General features: G+C 34.9%; 16 protein-coding genes. 7 read left to right on the top strand and 9 right to left on the bottom strand.

Features of this window, described 5'->3' with window-relative positions; all coding sequences use genetic code 11:
- Window positions 1–2: 2 nt before the first annotated feature.
- Genes RMR09_RS05055 through RMR09_RS05045 form a run of 3 tightly spaced genes read right to left on the bottom strand, consistent with a single transcriptional unit; the run spans window position 3 to window position 3,247 of the window.
- Window positions 3–1,589, bottom strand: a complete 1,587-nt coding sequence (locus RMR09_RS05055; RefSeq protein ID WP_310594716.1) for a HAMP domain-containing sensor histidine kinase — start codon at window positions 1,587–1,589, stop codon at window positions 3–5.
- A 59-nt stretch (window positions 1,590–1,648) separates the two neighbouring features.
- Window positions 1,649–2,245 (bottom strand): dephospho-CoA kinase, encoded by a 597-nt coding sequence (gene coaE / locus RMR09_RS05050; RefSeq protein ID WP_310594715.1) that lies wholly within the window; start codon window positions 2,243–2,245, stop codon window positions 1,649–1,651.
- Window positions 2,246–2,248: 3 nt separating this feature from the next.
- Window positions 2,249–3,247: a glycosyltransferase gene (locus tag RMR09_RS05045; protein ID WP_310594714.1), complete on the bottom strand. Its 999-nt coding sequence runs from the start codon at window positions 3,245–3,247 to the stop codon at window positions 2,249–2,251.
- Window positions 3,248–3,895: 648 nt separating this feature from the next.
- On the opposite strand from RMR09_RS05045, the gene tnpA reads away from it, so the two are divergent.
- The 7 genes from tnpA to RMR09_RS05010 all read left to right on the top strand — a co-directional run bounded on the left by tnpA (window position 3,896) and on the right by RMR09_RS05010 (window position 9,637).
- On the top strand, window positions 3,896–4,357 hold the full coding sequence (gene tnpA / locus RMR09_RS05040) for an IS200/IS605 family transposase (protein WP_310594713.1): 462 nt from the start codon (window positions 3,896–3,898) through the stop codon (window positions 4,355–4,357).
- 137 nt (window positions 4,358–4,494) lie between these two features.
- Window positions 4,495–4,833: a TM2 domain-containing protein gene (locus tag RMR09_RS05035; protein WP_310594712.1), complete on the top strand. Its 339-nt coding sequence runs from the start codon at window positions 4,495–4,497 to the stop codon at window positions 4,831–4,833.
- Entirely contained in the window at window positions 4,833–5,249 is a 417-nt protein-coding gene (locus RMR09_RS05030; protein WP_310594711.1) for a DUF2752 domain-containing protein, read from the top strand. Before RMR09_RS05035 ends, RMR09_RS05030 begins: the two co-directional genes overlap by 1 nt.
- A complete protein-coding gene (locus RMR09_RS05025; protein ID WP_310594710.1) occupies window positions 5,246–5,680 on the top strand; it encodes a DUF4870 domain-containing protein in 435 nt (144 codons plus the stop codon). Before RMR09_RS05030 ends, RMR09_RS05025 begins: the two co-directional genes overlap by 4 nt.
- Window positions 5,677–6,477, top strand: coding sequence for a M48 family metallopeptidase (locus tag RMR09_RS05020; protein ID WP_310594709.1), 801 nt, complete (start codon window positions 5,677–5,679; stop codon window positions 6,475–6,477). The genes RMR09_RS05025 and RMR09_RS05020 overlap by 4 nt, the downstream gene beginning before the upstream one ends.
- 80 nt (window positions 6,478–6,557) lie before the next feature.
- Window positions 6,558–6,971 (top strand): hypothetical protein, encoded by a 414-nt coding sequence (locus RMR09_RS05015; protein WP_310594708.1) that lies wholly within the window; start codon window positions 6,558–6,560, stop codon window positions 6,969–6,971.
- Between the two features lie 95 nt (window positions 6,972–7,066).
- Window positions 7,067–9,637, top strand: coding sequence for a hypothetical protein (locus RMR09_RS05010; protein ID WP_310594707.1), 2,571 nt, complete (start codon window positions 7,067–7,069; stop codon window positions 9,635–9,637).
- Window positions 9,638–10,373: 736 nt separating this feature from the next.
- Here RMR09_RS05010 and fabV read toward each other — a convergent pair.
- From fabV to RMR09_RS04980, 6 genes are all read right to left on the bottom strand, one after another.
- Window positions 10,374–11,564 carry an enoyl-ACP reductase FabV gene (gene fabV / locus RMR09_RS05005; protein ID WP_310594706.1) on the bottom strand — a complete coding sequence of 397 codons (1,191 nt, stop codon included), beginning with the start codon at window positions 11,562–11,564 and terminating at the stop codon, window positions 10,374–10,376.
- A gap of 64 nt (window positions 11,565–11,628) precedes the next feature.
- Window positions 11,629–13,281, bottom strand: a complete 1,653-nt coding sequence (gene recN / locus RMR09_RS05000; protein WP_310594705.1) for a DNA repair protein RecN — start codon at window positions 13,279–13,281, stop codon at window positions 11,629–11,631.
- 25 nt (window positions 13,282–13,306) lie between these two features.
- On the bottom strand, window positions 13,307–14,191 hold the full coding sequence (locus RMR09_RS04995) for a DUF4835 family protein (RefSeq protein ID WP_310594704.1): 885 nt from the start codon (window positions 14,189–14,191) through the stop codon (window positions 13,307–13,309).
- Window positions 14,184–15,425: a bifunctional phosphopantothenoylcysteine decarboxylase/phosphopantothenate--cysteine ligase CoaBC gene (gene coaBC / locus RMR09_RS04990; protein WP_310594703.1), complete on the bottom strand. Its 1,242-nt coding sequence runs from the start codon at window positions 15,423–15,425 to the stop codon at window positions 14,184–14,186. Before coaBC ends, RMR09_RS04995 begins: the two co-directional genes overlap by 8 nt.
- A 10-nt stretch (window positions 15,426–15,435) precedes the next feature.
- Entirely contained in the window at window positions 15,436–15,753 is a 318-nt protein-coding gene (locus tag RMR09_RS04985; protein WP_026709525.1) for a DNA-directed RNA polymerase subunit omega, read from the bottom strand.
- A 9-nt stretch (window positions 15,754–15,762) separates the two neighbouring features.
- Window positions 15,763–16,557, bottom strand: a complete 795-nt coding sequence (locus RMR09_RS04980) for an outer membrane protein assembly factor BamD (protein ID WP_310594702.1) — start codon at window positions 16,555–16,557, stop codon at window positions 15,763–15,765.
- Window positions 16,558–16,623 lie beyond the last annotated feature (66 nt).

Raw genomic sequence — 16,623 nt, 5'->3', positions numbered from 1 at the left:
GTCTAATTTATTAGTGGTAATTTTATTATGAAGGTACTTCCTTTCCCTTTTTCACTTTCTACATATACTTGACCGTTATGGTCTTCAACAATTCGTTTTACGTAAGCCAATCCTAAACCGTGTCCTTTCACATTATGAATATCTCCAGTGTGTTCTCTATAAAATTTCTCAAAAATTCGTTTCTGAGCCACTTTACTCATTCCAAGTCCTCTGTCTTGTACTTTAACCAACACCATATCTTTAATATTCTCTGTATAAATATCAATAACTGGAGCCTCTGGCGAATATTTAATTGCGTTTTCTAAGATATTTACAATCACATTGGTAAAATGATTATCATTAATCAAAACCGTTGTTCTTGTCGCATCAAAATGCGTTGTAATAGAGCCTTCTCTATCTTCCAAAATTAAATTCACATGCTCAATAGCATCGTTAATTACATCTTCAATTGAATTGGATTCCTTATCAATTTCTAATTCCTTTTTTTCCAATTTCGAAATTCGCAATACATTTTCAACTTGAGCATGCATACGCTTATTCTCGTCTCGAATCATCTGAAGGTAACGCAATACTTTCTCCTTATCATCAATTATTTTTGGATTCCGAATTGCATCCAAAGCTAAATTAATCGTCGCTATTGGTGTTTTGAACTCGTGCGTCATATTATTAATGAAATCTGTTTTGATTTCTGAAATCTGACGTTGACGAATCAGCTGACTCAAAGCACTTGTATAAGCAATAATAATAATCAACGTAAAAATGATGGAAAGTATTGTAATACTGACCAATTCCGACAATAAGAATCGCTTTTTATGCGGAAAACTGACCATCAATTTGTATTGTTCATGCCCTTCGTTGTCCGTTAAAATTGGAATCGAATAACTGGCATTTTGATCGTATTTAAAATCCGCTGATTTTACTTTTGTAGCCAATCCATTGCTATAAATTCCAAACTCAAACTTGGTATTTACACCATATTCTTCCAATTCTTTTTTAATTAACTTTCGAATATTTTCAGCCGAAACCCTTTCTTGTAAAGGCATTGCAGTGGCAATATCTTTGTAAAAAATTTCAAATTGGGCATTGTCTAACACATCTAAATTTCCAGATTTTTCTATTCGTTCATCGGGAATCAAACTTTGGTTCAAAACCGAATTATCCAAAGGTTTATTGTTGTAAATCTCTGTAACACGTTTAGAACTAAAGTTTTTAAACAATTTTGTGTTGTCCGTTTTTTTGTCAAAGAGCGAAGAATTAATATGAAAATCTTCTGCGATGATACTATTGGAATAGACAATCGTCTTGTTGGTTTTCAAATTCTTTTGAACGTAGGTAAATTCTAGTAAGTCATCTTTCTTTGGAATTTTACCTGTACTATCTTTCAAATGATTGTAGCGGTCATAAAAACTATACGCCTCTTGTTTTTGCAATTTTTCAGCTACATTACCAAGAACTTGTTTTACATGAAATTTGAATTGTTCGTCATTGTCTTTTAATGATGTATTGAACCAATACACCTGTACCAGAATAATCCCAATTAGGGACAAACTCATTAACAAAACCAACAATCTAAAAAAAAGCTTACTCATCAACACAAATTTAGTATTTTAACAATATAGTAAATAATATATTAACCAAATATTAACATCTACCCTTCATTTTGCTGAATCTTTAAAATTTTAAGAATTTCGTCAAGTTGTAATTTTGCATTTTGAGTGTAGGTATTATCAATTACAAAGTCACTTTTAGCAATGCGTTGCTCGTCTGTCCATTGTGCATTAATACGATGTAGAACCTGTTCCCGAGTGTTGTTATCACGTTGCATTACTCGTGTAATTCTATCTTCTAAAGGAGCAGTTATTGTAATAATAGAATCGCAGTTTTTATAGCTGCCACTTTCAAATAGAATAGCGGCTTCGTACACCACAAAAGGTTCTGATTGGTATTGGTCAAGCCAAAATCCAAATTGCTTTTTTACAGCAGGATGAATAATAGCATTGAGTTGGCTCAACTTTTCTGGATTAGAAAATACTATAGCCGCGAGTTGTTGGCGATTCAAAACACCATTTTCAAAAATAGCAGTTCCAAAAACAGTTTGTATTTCGGCTACAACTTCAGGGGATTGCATGAGTTTTTTAGCTTCATCATCGGCAATAAATACTGGAATCCCAAGAGACTTCAAATAAGTAGCTAAGGTCGTTTTACCACTACCTATTCCTCCCGTTAAACCAATAATTTTTGTCATGAATTACTTTTTAAAAAACAAATACGGAAAAGCTACTTGGGGTTGGCGTTTTAAAACAATCACTTTGATATACGATTCTAAAAATCCTAAACCGTAACCATAAAATTGTTTCCAAACGGCAATTAAAGACAAGTACCCTATTCGCACGCTTCTATTTTGAATACTTGAAGTTACAAACAAAATAAAGAAGTACAACATATAGAGTTGTAAAAAATAATCAAAAGTCAACAACAATAAGGCCACCGATAAAAAGAAACCTAATATAAAAGCCGTTGGAAAGAAAAAAGTTAATTTATTATGTTCTGGATACCAACTATTCAAAATTGGTCGGGCTTTACCAAATTTACTCACTTGAACCGAGAATTTATCCCAATCAATTCTTCGCTTGTGATATACGAATGCTTTAGAAAATAATCGAGTTTCAAAACCAAGATTCCACAAACGAATAGACAAATCAGGGTCTTCACCTGGATGAATATTCCCAAAACCTTTAGAGGCTTCAAACGCTTTACGGGACAATCCCATATTAAAACTTCTGGGTTGGAATTTTCCGATTTTCTCTGATCCACCACGAATGCCTCCTGTGGTTAAGAACGATGTCATAGCAAAATTGATGGCTTTTTGAATATCTGAAAAACTATCTAAGGCTTTGTCGGGTCCGCCAAAACAATCCACATAATCCTGTTGTAAGGCTTTATCCACTTCATCAAGATATTGTGCTGGAATAATGCAATCCGAATCAAAAATGATAAAATAATCACCACTTGCCTTTGCCATTCCGTAATTACGAGAATCACCAGGACCTGAATTTTCTTTATAAAAATAGGCAATATTCAATTGTGCCATGTATTTCTGAATCACTTCTCCGCAAGGAATGGTAGAACCATCTTCGACTATGACAATTTCAAAATCATTGGTATAAGTAGTTTTAGATAAACTTTCCAATAATTCATCTACTTCATCAGGACGGTTATAAACGGGTATAATAAGAGAAAAATGCATATTCTAATTAAAATATAGTGTTGTTTTTGGATTGTGGAACAAATATAGTCTTTATAGCGTATTGGTTGCAAAAAATAGTTCGTACATGATTGGAGGCTTATCTAGGATTCAAAAAAAGCACACTAAATCTTATTTTATTAAAATAATTCTGTTATTTTTGAAATTCAATACGCAAGAAATTGCACAGCTGAACTCCCCCACTACAATCAGCTGCACTACAGTGACTTTTCTGTTACTGTATTTTTCAAAAAAGAGGTAAAATAAACAGCATCTAGAAATGGAAAGGCTTTTGCATTTTCATTTCGAAGAGCATCGAGCCGATGGCTCTTGCACATGATACGATAATCAGATTGATGGGCATATCGACTGGACTGAAGTCCAGCCGTTCAATATAGGTCGAGCCGATGACTCTCGCAAGTTATTTGTAAATCCCGTAGGGATGGCCCATTTTATAGCAATGGATTTCAATCCGTTGCGAATATATAACGTAAAATAAATGTCCCGTAGGGATAACGCATTTTGTAGTCCCTTAGGGACGAGCCATTTTGTTGCGATGGATTTTAATCTATTGAAAATAATAAAAACAAAAATATTTTGGCGATGGATTTCAATCCGTTAATAATAGTGAGAAATAAATAAATTAAAACAATGGCAAATTCGTATCATCAAGTGTACATACAAGCTGTTTTTGCAGTAAAATATAGGGCTGCTGTTCTTGATAAAGAGTGGAGATCTCATGTTTTCAGCGTTATAGGAAACCTGATTAATGAGACAGGCTGCAAAACCATCATTGTGAATGGCGTTGAAGATCATGTGCATTGTTTTTTGGGTTTAAAACCTACGGTTTCTATATCCGAATTAATGAAAGTGGTAAAAGCAAAATCTTCAAAATATATCAATGACAACCGTTTTCTATTGAATCGGTTTGAGTGGCAAGAAGGATATGGTGTGTTTTCATACAGTCATAAACAATTAGACGCTGTGTATAAATACATCAAAAATCAAGAAAAACATCATTCAAAAAAGACTTTTAATGAAGAGTATCTAGCTATTTTGGAAAAATTTGAGATTCAGTATGACGAAAAATATCTTTTTGAACAATTAAAATGAGTTCCATCGCTGTAGTCAATACTCATCTGATAGTAAACCATCTAACCAATAACCATAGATGTGGAGTCCAGAAACCACTAAAAAACGGGGCGTAACCGAAAAGCTATACGAGTAGGACAATTAAAATACAATAAAATATGGATGCACAAAAAGTAGATATGTTTATCATGTCAAACGGAAAATTCTTTGAAAGCCATCAAATGAATATGATTAGAGAGCGTTTACTAGCTCTTGATGATTCAAAATGGGACAATTTATCTACGATTCAATTTAAAGACCCCACAACTTCTTTAATTGTTTCTATTTTAGCTGGAGGCTTTGGAATCGACCGATTTATTATTGGCGACACAGGACTTGGAGTAGGAAAACTTTTAACTTGTGGTGGATTAGGTATCTGGACTATCATTGACTGGTTCTCAATTCAAAAGGCAACAAGAGAAAAAAACATGCAAAAAATTCAAGGGTTTTTATATTAATGACACATAACAGGAATCAGTTGTATGCAATATTGCTAATTGCTTGCGCTTCAGGGTATAGTTGGCTTTTCTATAATTTGACAGACAATACTAATGAAAATTCATCGGTTACGGTTTGCTTGTTTAAAAAACTGACCTCTATACCCTGTCCTTCCTGTGGCACAACGCGTTCTGTTGTCTTATTATCTAAGGGTAATTTTAGCGAAGCTTTATTTCTAAATCCCTTGGGTTATCTCGCTGCTTTTTTACTGCTAATTATTCCATTTTGGATAAGCATAGACATCGTAAGAAACAGAATCTCATTATTGGTTTTCTATCAAAAAACAGAAACCTACCTTAAAAAAACAATATTTGCAATTCCATTGTTAGTTCTCGTAGTTATCAATTGGATTTGGAATATAATTAAGGGACTATGACAAACATAAAAAAATTTAGTTATGAGCCTGGCGAACATGAAGCTGAGACTGCTTCTAGTAGTTATTTAATGTCTTTAATAGCTATTATAGTTGGCCTTCCGTTACCAATAGTCAATTTAATTGCTACATTAATTTTTTATTTGAGCAATCGAAAATCAACCTACTTTGTTCGTTGGCATTGCACACAAGCTTTATTATCCCAATTATCTATGCTATTCATCAATAGCTATGGATTTTGGTGGACTGTAGCAATATTATTTACAGATAAGTCCATCACAAGTAACTATGTTGCTTATATAATGGCAGCAATACTCTTTAACTTAATTGAATTCATTTCAACTATCTATACCGCAATTCAAACCAGAAAAGGGATTCATGTTGAATGGTGGTTTTATGGCACATTAACTAACTTAATTTGCAAATCAAAATGATAAAGAAAGTAATTATTCAAGGTATTTTAATTGTTCTTTTATTTTTTGGAACATGGATTGGGTTAACCCAAATTGATTGGGTTAAAATTTTTAAAATTCAACAAATTACTAATAAAACAGAACAAAAGCTAGGTGATCTATTTTGGGAAGTGTACCAAAAATCCGAATCGGAAAATAAAAATCCTCAAGTGCTCAAATCAATTGATAGCATCACTACAACTATTTGCAAAGCCAATCAAATTGACAAAAACAAACTAAAAATCCATGTACTCAACAAAGACGAAATCAATGCCTTTGCATTACCAAATGGCCACTTAATTGTATACAGCGGACTAATTAAAGATACCAACAATCCCGAAGAACTCGCAAGTGTTATTTGTCATGAAATAGCACATATAGAACGTAATCATGTAATGAAGAAACTAGTCAAAGAAATAGGACTTTCTGTTTTAATATCCATGACTACAAAAGATGGCGGTCCAGAAGTTATTAAACAAACGGCAAAAATGTTGTCTTCAACTGCATTTGATCGAAGTTTAGAAAAAGAAGCTGACCTCCAAGCCGTAGATTATTTAGTAAACGCAAAAGTGAATCCTAAACCATTTGCTGATTTTCTCTTCAAGCTTTCTGATAACGAAGGTGATACTTCAAAAAACCTTACTTGGATTAGCACTCATCCCAATTCTAAAGAAAGAGCCGAGTATATTGTAGAATACAGCAAAGGTATATCTACCTCTTACAAACCTATTCTTTCTAATAAAATGTGGGAGGAATTAAAAACCGAATTTAAAGATTAAAAAAACGCTCTATCCCCTAAACTATCCCAAAGCTACAAAGTATCCCAACATCATAACTAATACCCAAACAGCCCCCAACTATGAAAATAAAATTCAAGAAAAAAAGATTAATATATAATTTAGTATTGAGTACATTTTATATAGCAATTGGGTTAGAAAAAATACTCGATTTTGAAAATACAAGATGGACAAAATACGTCTTTTTCATAATTGGTTTAATCTATTTAATAACTTCTCTGTTAGAAATAAGAAATCAATACCTAACCATTGAAAACGGAACACTTCAAAAAAATGGATTTTTTGGTTACCACAAAAAAATCAATCTGAAAGATATCATTCAAATCAAAGAGTTTGCAGGAGATTACAAATTGATTACCGAACAAACAGTGCTAAAAATCAATACAGAATTAATTGACCCCAATTCACTTGAAGAACTATATACCGTTTTAAAAGAATTCAATTTACCCACTGATAAAACTCCATTTCATAATTAAACAATTCACCAACAACTGACAACCAACAACAGATAACAGATAACCCCAAATCCATAAAAGCTCCCCACCTTTTATAGAAAATACTGCCCCCAAAAATGAAATACAAAAACATTCGTGAAGAAGAGTTAAAGAACAAAGTGGGTGCCGACTGGTTTGCCGCCTTCGACACCACCGAAATACTTGGAAATATTGATTTTACTGTTTTTCCTAAACAACGCCCCCTCCCTTTTGGGGAGGGTTGGGGTGGGGCTACGCCTTTGCTTTGGGCGGAAGCCAAAACTGGCAACTTTGATATTCCTGCCATGTTTGTCCAACTGATTTTAACCATTGGTAAAGCTCGAACCTTTGACAAAACCATGCCTCCCGCTTTTTTGGGTGCGTTTGACTTTAAGAAAATTGCGTTTGTGCCGTACATCAACGTGCAGGATATTTTTTACTTGAACGACTTCAATTGGAACGTGACGCCGAGCAACCACGAAACCAAAGAATTCCAACTCATTAAAACCCGAATTGAGTCCACACTAAAGCAAAATACCTATGTTTTTGAGTACGAAAAAGACGCCAAAGAGTTACATACGTTTATCAAAAACAATGTAGCCAAGGCCACTACTTCGAACAAAATTAAGATTGACAAAAATAACTTCATCCCTATTTATTTGCGATGGTTGGATGTGGTGAAACCCATTATTGATGTCAATTGGGACGACCTCAAAAAAGCGAATATTCTAGATAGCGACTTTTACCTTGCCGACTTGTTTGTGGACGACAAAGACACCCAAGCGTTAGAAGATGATTCTACCATTCGCGATAATTTATTTGTGGTGTTCCAAAACCAAGGCTATAAAATTGCCAAGGAAAACATCAAGCAAATGTTTGATGCCACGATTAACCTCAAAGTGAAAGAGACCTACCTCCTATTTTGGAAAAATTACAAACGACCGCCCCTCAAAGAGTTTCAAGATTACATTATTGAACGCCGCGATTTGTTGGTTCCACAAGACATTAGAGAACGAAAAGGTGCTTTTTTTACGCCCCGAAAATGGGTCGAACTGTCTCAAAAATACCTTACGGACTATTTGGGCGAAAACTGGCAAGACGACTATTATATTTGGGATTGCGCCGCAGGAACAGGCAACTTGCTGGCAGGTTTAACCAACAAATACAACATTTACGCCAGCACTTTAGATCAAGCCGATGTAAGTGTGGTACACGAACGCATTGACCACGGTGCCAACCTACTCAAAAACCACGTCTTTCAGTTTGATTTCTTAAATGATGATTTTAGCAAACTACCCCAAAGCCTACAAGACATTATCAACGACGAAGAAAAACGAAAGAAGTTGGTGATTTATATTAACCCGCCGTATGCGGAGGCGACTTCGACAAAAACAGTTACAGGAACTGGCGAAAATAAAAGCGGTGTTACAACCAATTTTAAAATAAATGAACATTTGAAACCTAAAATTGGAGCTGCAACCAATGAAATTTTCGCCTTATTTATGGCAAATCTATACGAAAAAATACCGGGTTGTATTTTGGGTCAATTCTCTACTTTGAAATTTGTAAATGGTTCTAATTTTAAAAAATTCAAAGAGTATTTTTTAGCCGATTATATAAGTGGTTTTATTGTTCCTGCGGAAACTTTTGATAATGTAAAAGGAAAATTTCCGATTGGTTTTACACTTTGGAATACTGCAATTAAAACTAAAATCAGTACTATTTCTACTGATGTTTATGATAAAAACGGAAATTATAATTCAGGTAAAAACTTTTATGGAGAGTTGCCAGTAAGTTTGAATAAATGGTTTGGACTTTTTGAAGATGAAAAAGAAAATCATATTGGATTATTTTCATTTTATCCATCCGATTTTCAAAATAATAATAAATTTTCCATATTAACAAAGCAACAGAAAAGATATTGCAAAAAAATAACTGTTAAGAATTTAATTTCATCTTCAATATATTTTTCGGTACGTCATTGCATTACTGCGACTTGGCTTAACGACAGAGACCAATTTTTATATCCCAATGACGGTTGGCAAAACGATTTTGAATTTCAAAACGATTGTTTGGCATTTACATTATTCAATAGTCAAAATAAAATCACAAGCCAAGAAGGCACCAACCACTGGATACCCTTTACAGAACAAGAAGTCAATGCCCAAGCCAAGTTTGAAAGCGCTTTCATGACTGATTTTATGAAAGGGAAAATAAGCCCAGCCCTACCCAAAGGAGAGGGAGAGCAACAAACGTTGTTTCAACAAACGGCTACAACTCCCACTACACTTTGTCATTCTGAACGCAGTGAAGAATCACATAAATCAACTACTACGGTATGTGATTCCTCCTTTGTCGGAATGACAAAAAGAGAGTACAATCCACTCATATTCTCACCCGAAGCTACCGCCGTTTTCGATGCTGGAAGGGAATTATGGAAATACTACCACCAGACGGCTTCGCAAAATCGTAATGTCGTTTACAACGTGAATGCCAGTTTGTACGACATTCGAGAATATTTCCAAGGTCGCAACGACAAAGGCCGCATGAATTCCAAAAGCGATGATACAAGGTACATGGAATTAATTGGCGCCTTGCGAAGTCAATTGGCTGTTTTGGCGGATAAGATTAAACCAAAGGTGTATGAATATGGTTTTTTGAAGGAATAGTAGTCACTATGATTATATCGACAGGACTGAAGTCCTGCCTTGTAAAATGGGTCGAGCCGATGACTCTCACCAGTTATTTGCAAATCCCGTAGGGATGACCCATTTTGTTGCAATGGATTTTAATCCGTTGGAAAATAATGTTATAGTTCCATTGATTGGTGTATCGACAGGACTGAAGTCCCGCCTTGTAAAATAGGTCGAGCCGATGGCTCTCGCAAGTTATTTACAAATCCCGTAGGGATGACCCATTTTGTTGCAATGGATTTTAATCCGTTGAAAATATAAAATGATATGATAGGCAGAACGATAGATATCGACAGGACTGAAGTCCTGCCTTGTAAAATAGGTCGAGCCGATGACTCTCACCAGTTATTTGCAAATCCCGTAGGGATGACCCATTTTGTTGCAATGGATTTTAATCCGTTGGATATATGACATAATATAATAGGCATAACGATAGATATCGACAGGACTGAAGTCCTGCCTTTAAATATAGACCGAGCCGATGGCTCTCACAAGTTATTTGCAAATCCCGTAGGGATGACCCATTTTGTTGCAATGGATTTTAATCCGTTGAAAATATAAAATGGAAAAGAAAAATCCCGTAGGGATGACCCATTTTGTAGTCCCAGCGGGACGGGAGATTTTTATAACAACGGATTTCAATCCGTTGGCTATGGAGTAAACAAAAAAATGCACCCAATTGGGTGCATTTATATAGAAATGTAATCAGAAATTACGAAATACTCGGTACTTGTACCATTTCATCTGCATCAGCTAAATAATCAACACCTTCGAATCCAAAACCAAATAGGTTTAAGAAATCTTGTTTGTATCCCGCTAAATCACCTATTTCTGGTAATGACTCAGTAGTAGATTCTTTCCACAATGCTGCTACTTTAGCTTGTACGTCTTCACGCATTTCCCAATCGTCGATACGGATTCTTCCTTTATCATCTGTTGGAACTGCTTGTCCGGTGTACAAACGTTGTTGGTACAAACGTTGGATTTGTTCGATACATCCTTCGTGAATACCTTCGGCTTTCATGATTTTGTATAACAATGAAATGTACAATGGAATTACTGGAATAGCTGAACTCGCTTGGGTAACCAAAGCTTTGTTAACAGAAACATACGCTTTTCCATTCAAAGAAGCTAAGTCTTTTGTGATTTCAAAAGCAGTCGCTTCCAAATGATCTTTGGCACGACCGATAGTTCCTTTTCTGTAAACTGCTTCAGTAACTTCAGGCCCAATGTAGGAATAGGCCACTGTGGTAGCTCCTTCAGCTAATACATTAGCTTCTTTTAAAGCCTCCATCCACATCGCCCAATCTTCGCCACCCATAACCACTACGGTGTTATCGATATCTTCTTGATTAGCAGGTTCAATAGACACTTGAGTTACATTTCCGGTATGAAAATCAACGGTTTTATTCGTAAAAGTACCTCCAATTGGTTTTAAAGTAGAACGGTGCAATACACCCGTTTTTGGATGCATACGCACTGGCGAAGCCAAACTATAAATCACTAAATCAATCTGACCTAAATCTGTCTTGATTAAATCAATCGCTTGTTGTTTCACTTCGTTTGAAAAAGCATCTCCGTTGATACTTTTTGCATACAAACCTGCTTTAGTCGCTTCTTTTTCAAAAGCCGCAGAATTGTACCAACCTGGCGAAGCCGTTTTCCCTTCAGCTGGCGCTTTTTCGAAGAAAACACCTAATGTAGTAGCGTTAGAACCAAAAGCACTTGTAATTCTTGAAGCCAATCCAAATCCTGTTGAAGCCCCAATTACTAATACACGTTTAGGACCATCAATAGTGCCTTTTGATTGTACGTAAGCTATTTGATTTTTTACATTTTGCTCGCATCCAGCTGGGTGAGCTGTCAAGCAAATAAATCCTCTCATTCTAGGTTCTATAATCATATCTTAAATTCTAATAATTTACTATTTATTCTTTTTTAGTTGTGTGCAAATATAAACCAAATCTTTAGTTCAACAAGGATTTGGCGTGATTTAGAGCCGAGTCAGATACTACTGCTCCCGATAACATTTGAGCAATTTCTAGTACTCGTTCCTCAGTATTTAATAATTTCAATTCCGATTGTGTATCGTCTCCAATAGTAGATTTGAATACTTTGAAATGCGCATTTCCTTTAGCCGCTATTTGTGGCAAATGGGTAATCGCAAAAATCTGCATCGTCTGACTCATTTCTTTCATAATCTCCCCCATTCGGATGGCAATTTCCCCCGATACTCCCGTGTCAATTTCGTCAAAAATCAAGGTTGGTAATTTAGAGTATCGTGCTAAAATCGCTTTTACAGCCAGCATGATTCGGGACATCTCCCCTCCTGAAGCTACTTTTTTGAGTAAGCCAAAATCGGTTCCTTTATTGGCCGAAAACAAAAACTGAATCTCGTCTTTACCATTTTGATGATAGCTTTCAGTGTCTTTAATTTCAATATTGAAACGAACATTAGGCATACCTAATGGATCCAAAATAGTTATTAATTGGTTTGCCAAAACGGGTACTGCATCTGTTCTTTTTTGATGAATCGCCAACGCTAAAGCATCCAATTGATTCGCTTTATCTTGAATGGATTGGGTCAAAGTAGCAATATCACTTTCTAGATTACCCAATTCAAAAAGAGTCGTTTCTAATGTATTTTGGATAGCCAATAATTCGTCAACAGTAGTAACCTGATGTTTCTTTTGCAAATTGAAAATCAACTGCAGTTTTTGACTAATCAAATCCAATTGTTCTGGATCATTAATTAGTTTTTCGGAACAATTAGTCAATTCATCTGAAATATCGTCTAATTCAATTACTAAACTCGTAATACGCTCTAATAACGAAGCATATTCAGGAGCAAATGAAGCAATTCTTTGTAGTGAATTTTTGATCTCTTTCAAATTAACCAATACTCCTATTTGTTCTTCATTGGCTAATGCCAACGATTTATCCACGGATTCTTTGATTGTTTCAACATTGTTCAATTTCTCAAAATCAGCTTCTAATTGTTCTTGTTCTCCTGATTTCAATTGAGCTGCAACTAATTCGTTCAACAAAAACGTATTGTATTCTTGTTCCTTAATAGATTCGGCTTGCTTTTTTAAGAGCGAATTCAAATGGAATTTATCTTCTTTGTAACTTTTTAAAAGAGCTTGATAACTTTGAATTTCGTCTTGATTATCTGCAATAGCATCAATAATTTTGAATTGCACATTTTCATCTGACAATTCTTGGGTTTGCTGTTGCGAATGAATATCAATCAAAAATAAACTCAAATCTTGTAATTCCTGCAAATTCACCGGACTATCATTGATAAAAGCTCTAGATTTTCCTGAAGGAAGTATTTCTCGACGAATAATAGTTTCGTTTTCATAATCCAAGTCATTGGCTTCAAAAAACGATTGTAAATTGTATTTCGAAATATCAAAATACGCCTCAATAACGCATTTCTCTTCTTTATTTTTTAGCGAAGTTAAATCGGCTCGTTTCCCTAAAACTAGTCCCATCGCACCTAAGATAATCGACTTTCCTGCACCCGTTTCTCCAGTTATAATAGAGAATCCTTTTGAAAAATCGATAGCCAATTTTTCAATCAATGCATAGTTTTTTATCGATAGCGATGTGATCATTTAAGTAAAAACTTGAAGGTTAACTTTAATATTTAATCGAACTCCATTTACTGGAATTCATTGGAGATACTCTATTTAAACTATCCACTAAATCAGTGATGGACAAACTAGGTCCTCCTGAAAATAAAGAAACTATTTCATCTGACTTAGCGTCAAAAAATACTCGCGTTAAAAAAGCATTGGGACGTAATGAATGTACTTTATTCAAACCTAATAAGGCCAATTTAATTTTTTCTTTAGCTACTTTCAAATCTTTGCTCATGCCATCCAAAGCCGTATTATAATTGAATGAAGCAATACGGACTTCGCTATAAGTAGGCGACAATAAATCGTTTATTAAAAAGTACCTGTTTTGATTCTCCTCCGATTGCGTCCAACCCTTATACCCGCCTTGCTGTGCTATATTCGCAATATTTTGAGCCACTTCTAATTGAGGAGTTCCTGATTGTTCTGCAAACGAATCTGCATCTAATCCTAAAATGACATTACAATAAAAAGAAATAACAGAAACTAAATTAGAATCAAACGAATTGGGATTGTAGATTAGATTTTCAAATTCAGTATATCTAAAATTAAAGTCTTTGTCGTTAAAATTAAAGATGGGTGTCGAAAAAGTGGAATCAAAAACCGGTCTTGAAGATTGTACCTGAATGGTTCCCGAAAACTCATCTGTACCACCAGACAAAAGCGTGATGTAAATAGAACAATTGATTTTCTCATTTTGCTTCATTACCTGCCCTGTCCAATCCGTTTTATTGACAAAATCGGTTAAAGCACTTTGCAATGTTTTATAAACCTGTTGATTGGGATTGGTCATTTTCTGAGCATTGACCGTAACAGTACAATTCAGCTGTTGCGATTGCACAACCGAACTCACTAGAAACAACAAGAAAATAATTATTTTACGCATGAAAATGAGCTATTACTTTAGTAAGAATATCATTGGCAACTGCTTCTTTTGATTTCAACTCCATTGGTTCAATGGAAAAATCCTTGTCGATGAAAGTTACTTTATTGGTTTCTTTTCGAAATCCAGCACCTTCATCTTGAAGCGAATTTAAAACAATCAAATCTAAGTTTTTTTTCTGAATTTTTAGCTTTGCATTTTCAATTTCATTTTCAGTTTCTAAGGCAAATCCAATCAAAAACTGATTATTCTTAACCGCACCCATTGCAGCTAAAATATCCGTTGTTTTTTCTAATTCAATAGCAAATTCCGCAGCTGATTTTTTTATTTTTTGCGAAGCTACCGTCTTGGGTCTATAATCAGCAACTGCTGCTGCTGCAATAGCAACATCTACTTGTGGAAAATAGCGTTGGCATTCGTCCAACATTTCTTGAGCCGAAACGACTGAAATCAACTGTATTGCTGAATGATGTACCTTACAATGAGAAGGTCCAGAAACTAAAATAACTGAAGCCCCTAATTGAGCCGCACATAAAGCGATATCGTAGCCCATTTTTCCAGAAGAATGATTTCCTATAAAACGGACAGGATCAATGGCTTCGTAAGTAGGTCCTGCTGTAATCAATATTTTTTTTCCTTTAAGAGGCAATTTACTTGCTATGTCTGCTTCCAAAAAAGAAACGATATTCTCTGGTTCAGCCATCCGACCTTCTCCTGATAAACCACTCGCTAATTCGCCACTTTCAGCAGGAATTATGGTATTTCCAAAGTCAGCCAAGGTTTTAAAATTAGCTAGTGTTGAAGGGTGTTTGTACATATCCAAATCCATGGCTGGCGCAAAATAAACTGGACATTTTGCCGACAAATAAGTCGCTAAAAGCAGGTTGTCACAAGTTCCTGATGCCATTTTTGACAATGTATTGGCGGTAGCTGGAGCTATGAGCATGAAATCAGCCCAAAGTGCTAATTCAACATGATTGTTCCATACCCCCTCTTCTTTGGATTGTAGTCCATCTTCAGCAGTGGTATCATTTGTGTCGTAAAAAGTAGAATAAACTGGATTTTTGGATAATGTCGCGAGAGTAAGTGGGGTGACAAAATCCTTAGAAGCAGGTGTCATGATCACTTGGACATGTGCACCTGCTTTTATAAAGAGTCTTACCAATGAAGCGGTTTTATAGGCAGCAATTCCACCAGACACTCCTAGCAAAATTTTCTTACCGTTTAAAACTGACATGGTAAATGTATTACTTATTGGAGTCTCTATGGTAGATTTTTCCGTCTAACCATTCTTGAACTGCTAAAGCGTGTGGCTTAGGCAATTTTTCGTAGAATTTTGAAACTTCAATTTGTTCTTTGTTTTCAAAAACTTCTTCCAAACTGTCGTTATAAGTAGCAAACTCTTCCAATTTCTCAGTCAATTCTTTTTTGATTTCAGAATTGATTTGGTTTGCTCTTTTAGCCATAATGGTTATTGCTTCATACACGTTACCAGTAGGTTCTTCAATAACAGTTTTGTTATATGTTATTGTATTTACTGGAGCATTCGTCTTTTTTAAATCCATGACTTTATTTTATTTAGTAAATTTTTGTAAATCTTTTTCGATGCGAGCTAACATTTCGTCCGCTTTTTGTTTGTATTTAGTATCTGCTTTGAATTTAATTAAATTAGCATAAGCTAGTTTAGCCACGTTCAAACGTTCTTGCATTTTAGCTGGTACACTATTAATTCCTAATTGATACGCAGAATCGTATTTGTAAAACAAAGCTTCTTCTTTGAAAGGTGTTCCTGGATAATCAGCAACAAAATTATCTAAGGCAACAATAGCTGATTTATAATCAGAAATTGTATTGTATCCTTTAGCATTTTCAAAAACCTTTTTCTCTATTTTTTCATTCATTTTACGCATTAAAGCATTTGCTTCAACCAAGTACTCTGAATTAGGATAGGTGTCAATAAAGTTTTGTAATTTCTCAATCGCTTTATTTGTATCTGCCTGATCCAAACTGTATTCAGGAGATAACATAGAATAACTTTTAGCACCTAAAAAAGCCGCTTCTTGTACCTTTTCACTTTTTGGATAACTCGATACAAAGCTTTCAAATTGGTAACCCGCTAAATAGTATTGTTTGGTTTTGTAGTACGATTGAGCAAACATATAAAACATTTTCTCTGCTTGAGGTTTTCCTCTATATGCCTGAGACATTTGCTCAAACAAACGGATTGCTTTATTGTATTTTCTAGCCTCATACATTTTTGTTGCAGACTCGAATTTAACGGCTACATCTTCGGATTTTAATGCTTTTTGGTATTCGTTACAAGAACAAAACAAAGCAATAACAAGTAAGAGAGATACTATTTTTTTCATTTTTTTACTTTTATTATGTTTACTTCAGATTGATATCAACCTGATATAAGCATACCGAAGTTAAGG

The organism is Flavobacterium sp., assembly GCF_031537875.1.
In the GTDB taxonomy this organism is placed as follows: Bacteria; Bacteroidota; Bacteroidia; order Flavobacteriales; family Flavobacteriaceae; genus Flavobacterium.
Note: the sequence above shows the minus strand (reverse complement) of the source record. Positions and strands in the feature narration are given on the sequence as shown.

Excerpts from the sequence above, each read along its gene's own strand:
- RMR09_RS05025 (WP_310594710.1), top strand. The coding sequence starts at position 5,246 with ATGACAAACATAAAAAAATTTAGTTATGAGCCTGGCGAACATGAAGCT.
- tnpA (WP_310594713.1), top strand. The coding sequence starts at position 3,896 with ATGGCAAATTCGTATCATCAAGTGTACATACAAGCTGTTTTTGCAGTA.
- RMR09_RS05030 (WP_310594711.1), top strand. The coding sequence starts at position 4,833 with ATGACACATAACAGGAATCAGTTGTATGCAATATTGCTAATTGCTTGC.
- RMR09_RS04980 (WP_310594702.1), bottom strand. The coding sequence starts at position 16,557 with ATGAAAAAAATAGTATCTCTCTTACTTGTTATTGCTTTGTTTTGTTCT.
- RMR09_RS05055 (WP_310594716.1), bottom strand. The coding sequence starts at position 1,589 with ATGAGTAAGCTTTTTTTTAGATTGTTGGTTTTGTTAATGAGTTTGTCC.
- RMR09_RS04985 (WP_026709525.1), bottom strand. The coding sequence starts at position 15,753 with ATGGATTTAAAAAAGACGAATGCTCCAGTAAATACAATAACATATAAC.
- RMR09_RS04995 (WP_310594704.1), bottom strand. The coding sequence starts at position 14,191 with ATGCGTAAAATAATTATTTTCTTGTTGTTTCTAGTGAGTTCGGTTGTG.
- coaE (WP_310594715.1), bottom strand. The coding sequence starts at position 2,245 with ATGACAAAAATTATTGGTTTAACGGGAGGAATAGGTAGTGGTAAAACG.
- RMR09_RS05045 (WP_310594714.1), bottom strand. The coding sequence starts at position 3,247 with ATGCATTTTTCTCTTATTATACCCGTTTATAACCGTCCTGATGAAGTA.
- RMR09_RS05035 (WP_310594712.1), top strand. The coding sequence starts at position 4,495 with ATGGATGCACAAAAAGTAGATATGTTTATCATGTCAAACGGAAAATTC.
- coaBC (WP_310594703.1), bottom strand. The coding sequence starts at position 15,425 with ATGTCAGTTTTAAACGGTAAGAAAATTTTGCTAGGAGTGTCTGGTGGA.
- RMR09_RS05015 (WP_310594708.1), top strand. The coding sequence starts at position 6,558 with ATGAAAATAAAATTCAAGAAAAAAAGATTAATATATAATTTAGTATTG.
- fabV (WP_310594706.1), bottom strand. The coding sequence starts at position 11,564 with ATGATTATAGAACCTAGAATGAGAGGATTTATTTGCTTGACAGCTCAC.
- RMR09_RS05010 (WP_310594707.1), top strand. The coding sequence starts at position 7,067 with ATGAAATACAAAAACATTCGTGAAGAAGAGTTAAAGAACAAAGTGGGT.
- RMR09_RS05020 (WP_310594709.1), top strand. The coding sequence starts at position 5,677 with ATGATAAAGAAAGTAATTATTCAAGGTATTTTAATTGTTCTTTTATTT.
- recN (WP_310594705.1), bottom strand. The coding sequence starts at position 13,281 with ATGATCACATCGCTATCGATAAAAAACTATGCATTGATTGAAAAATTG.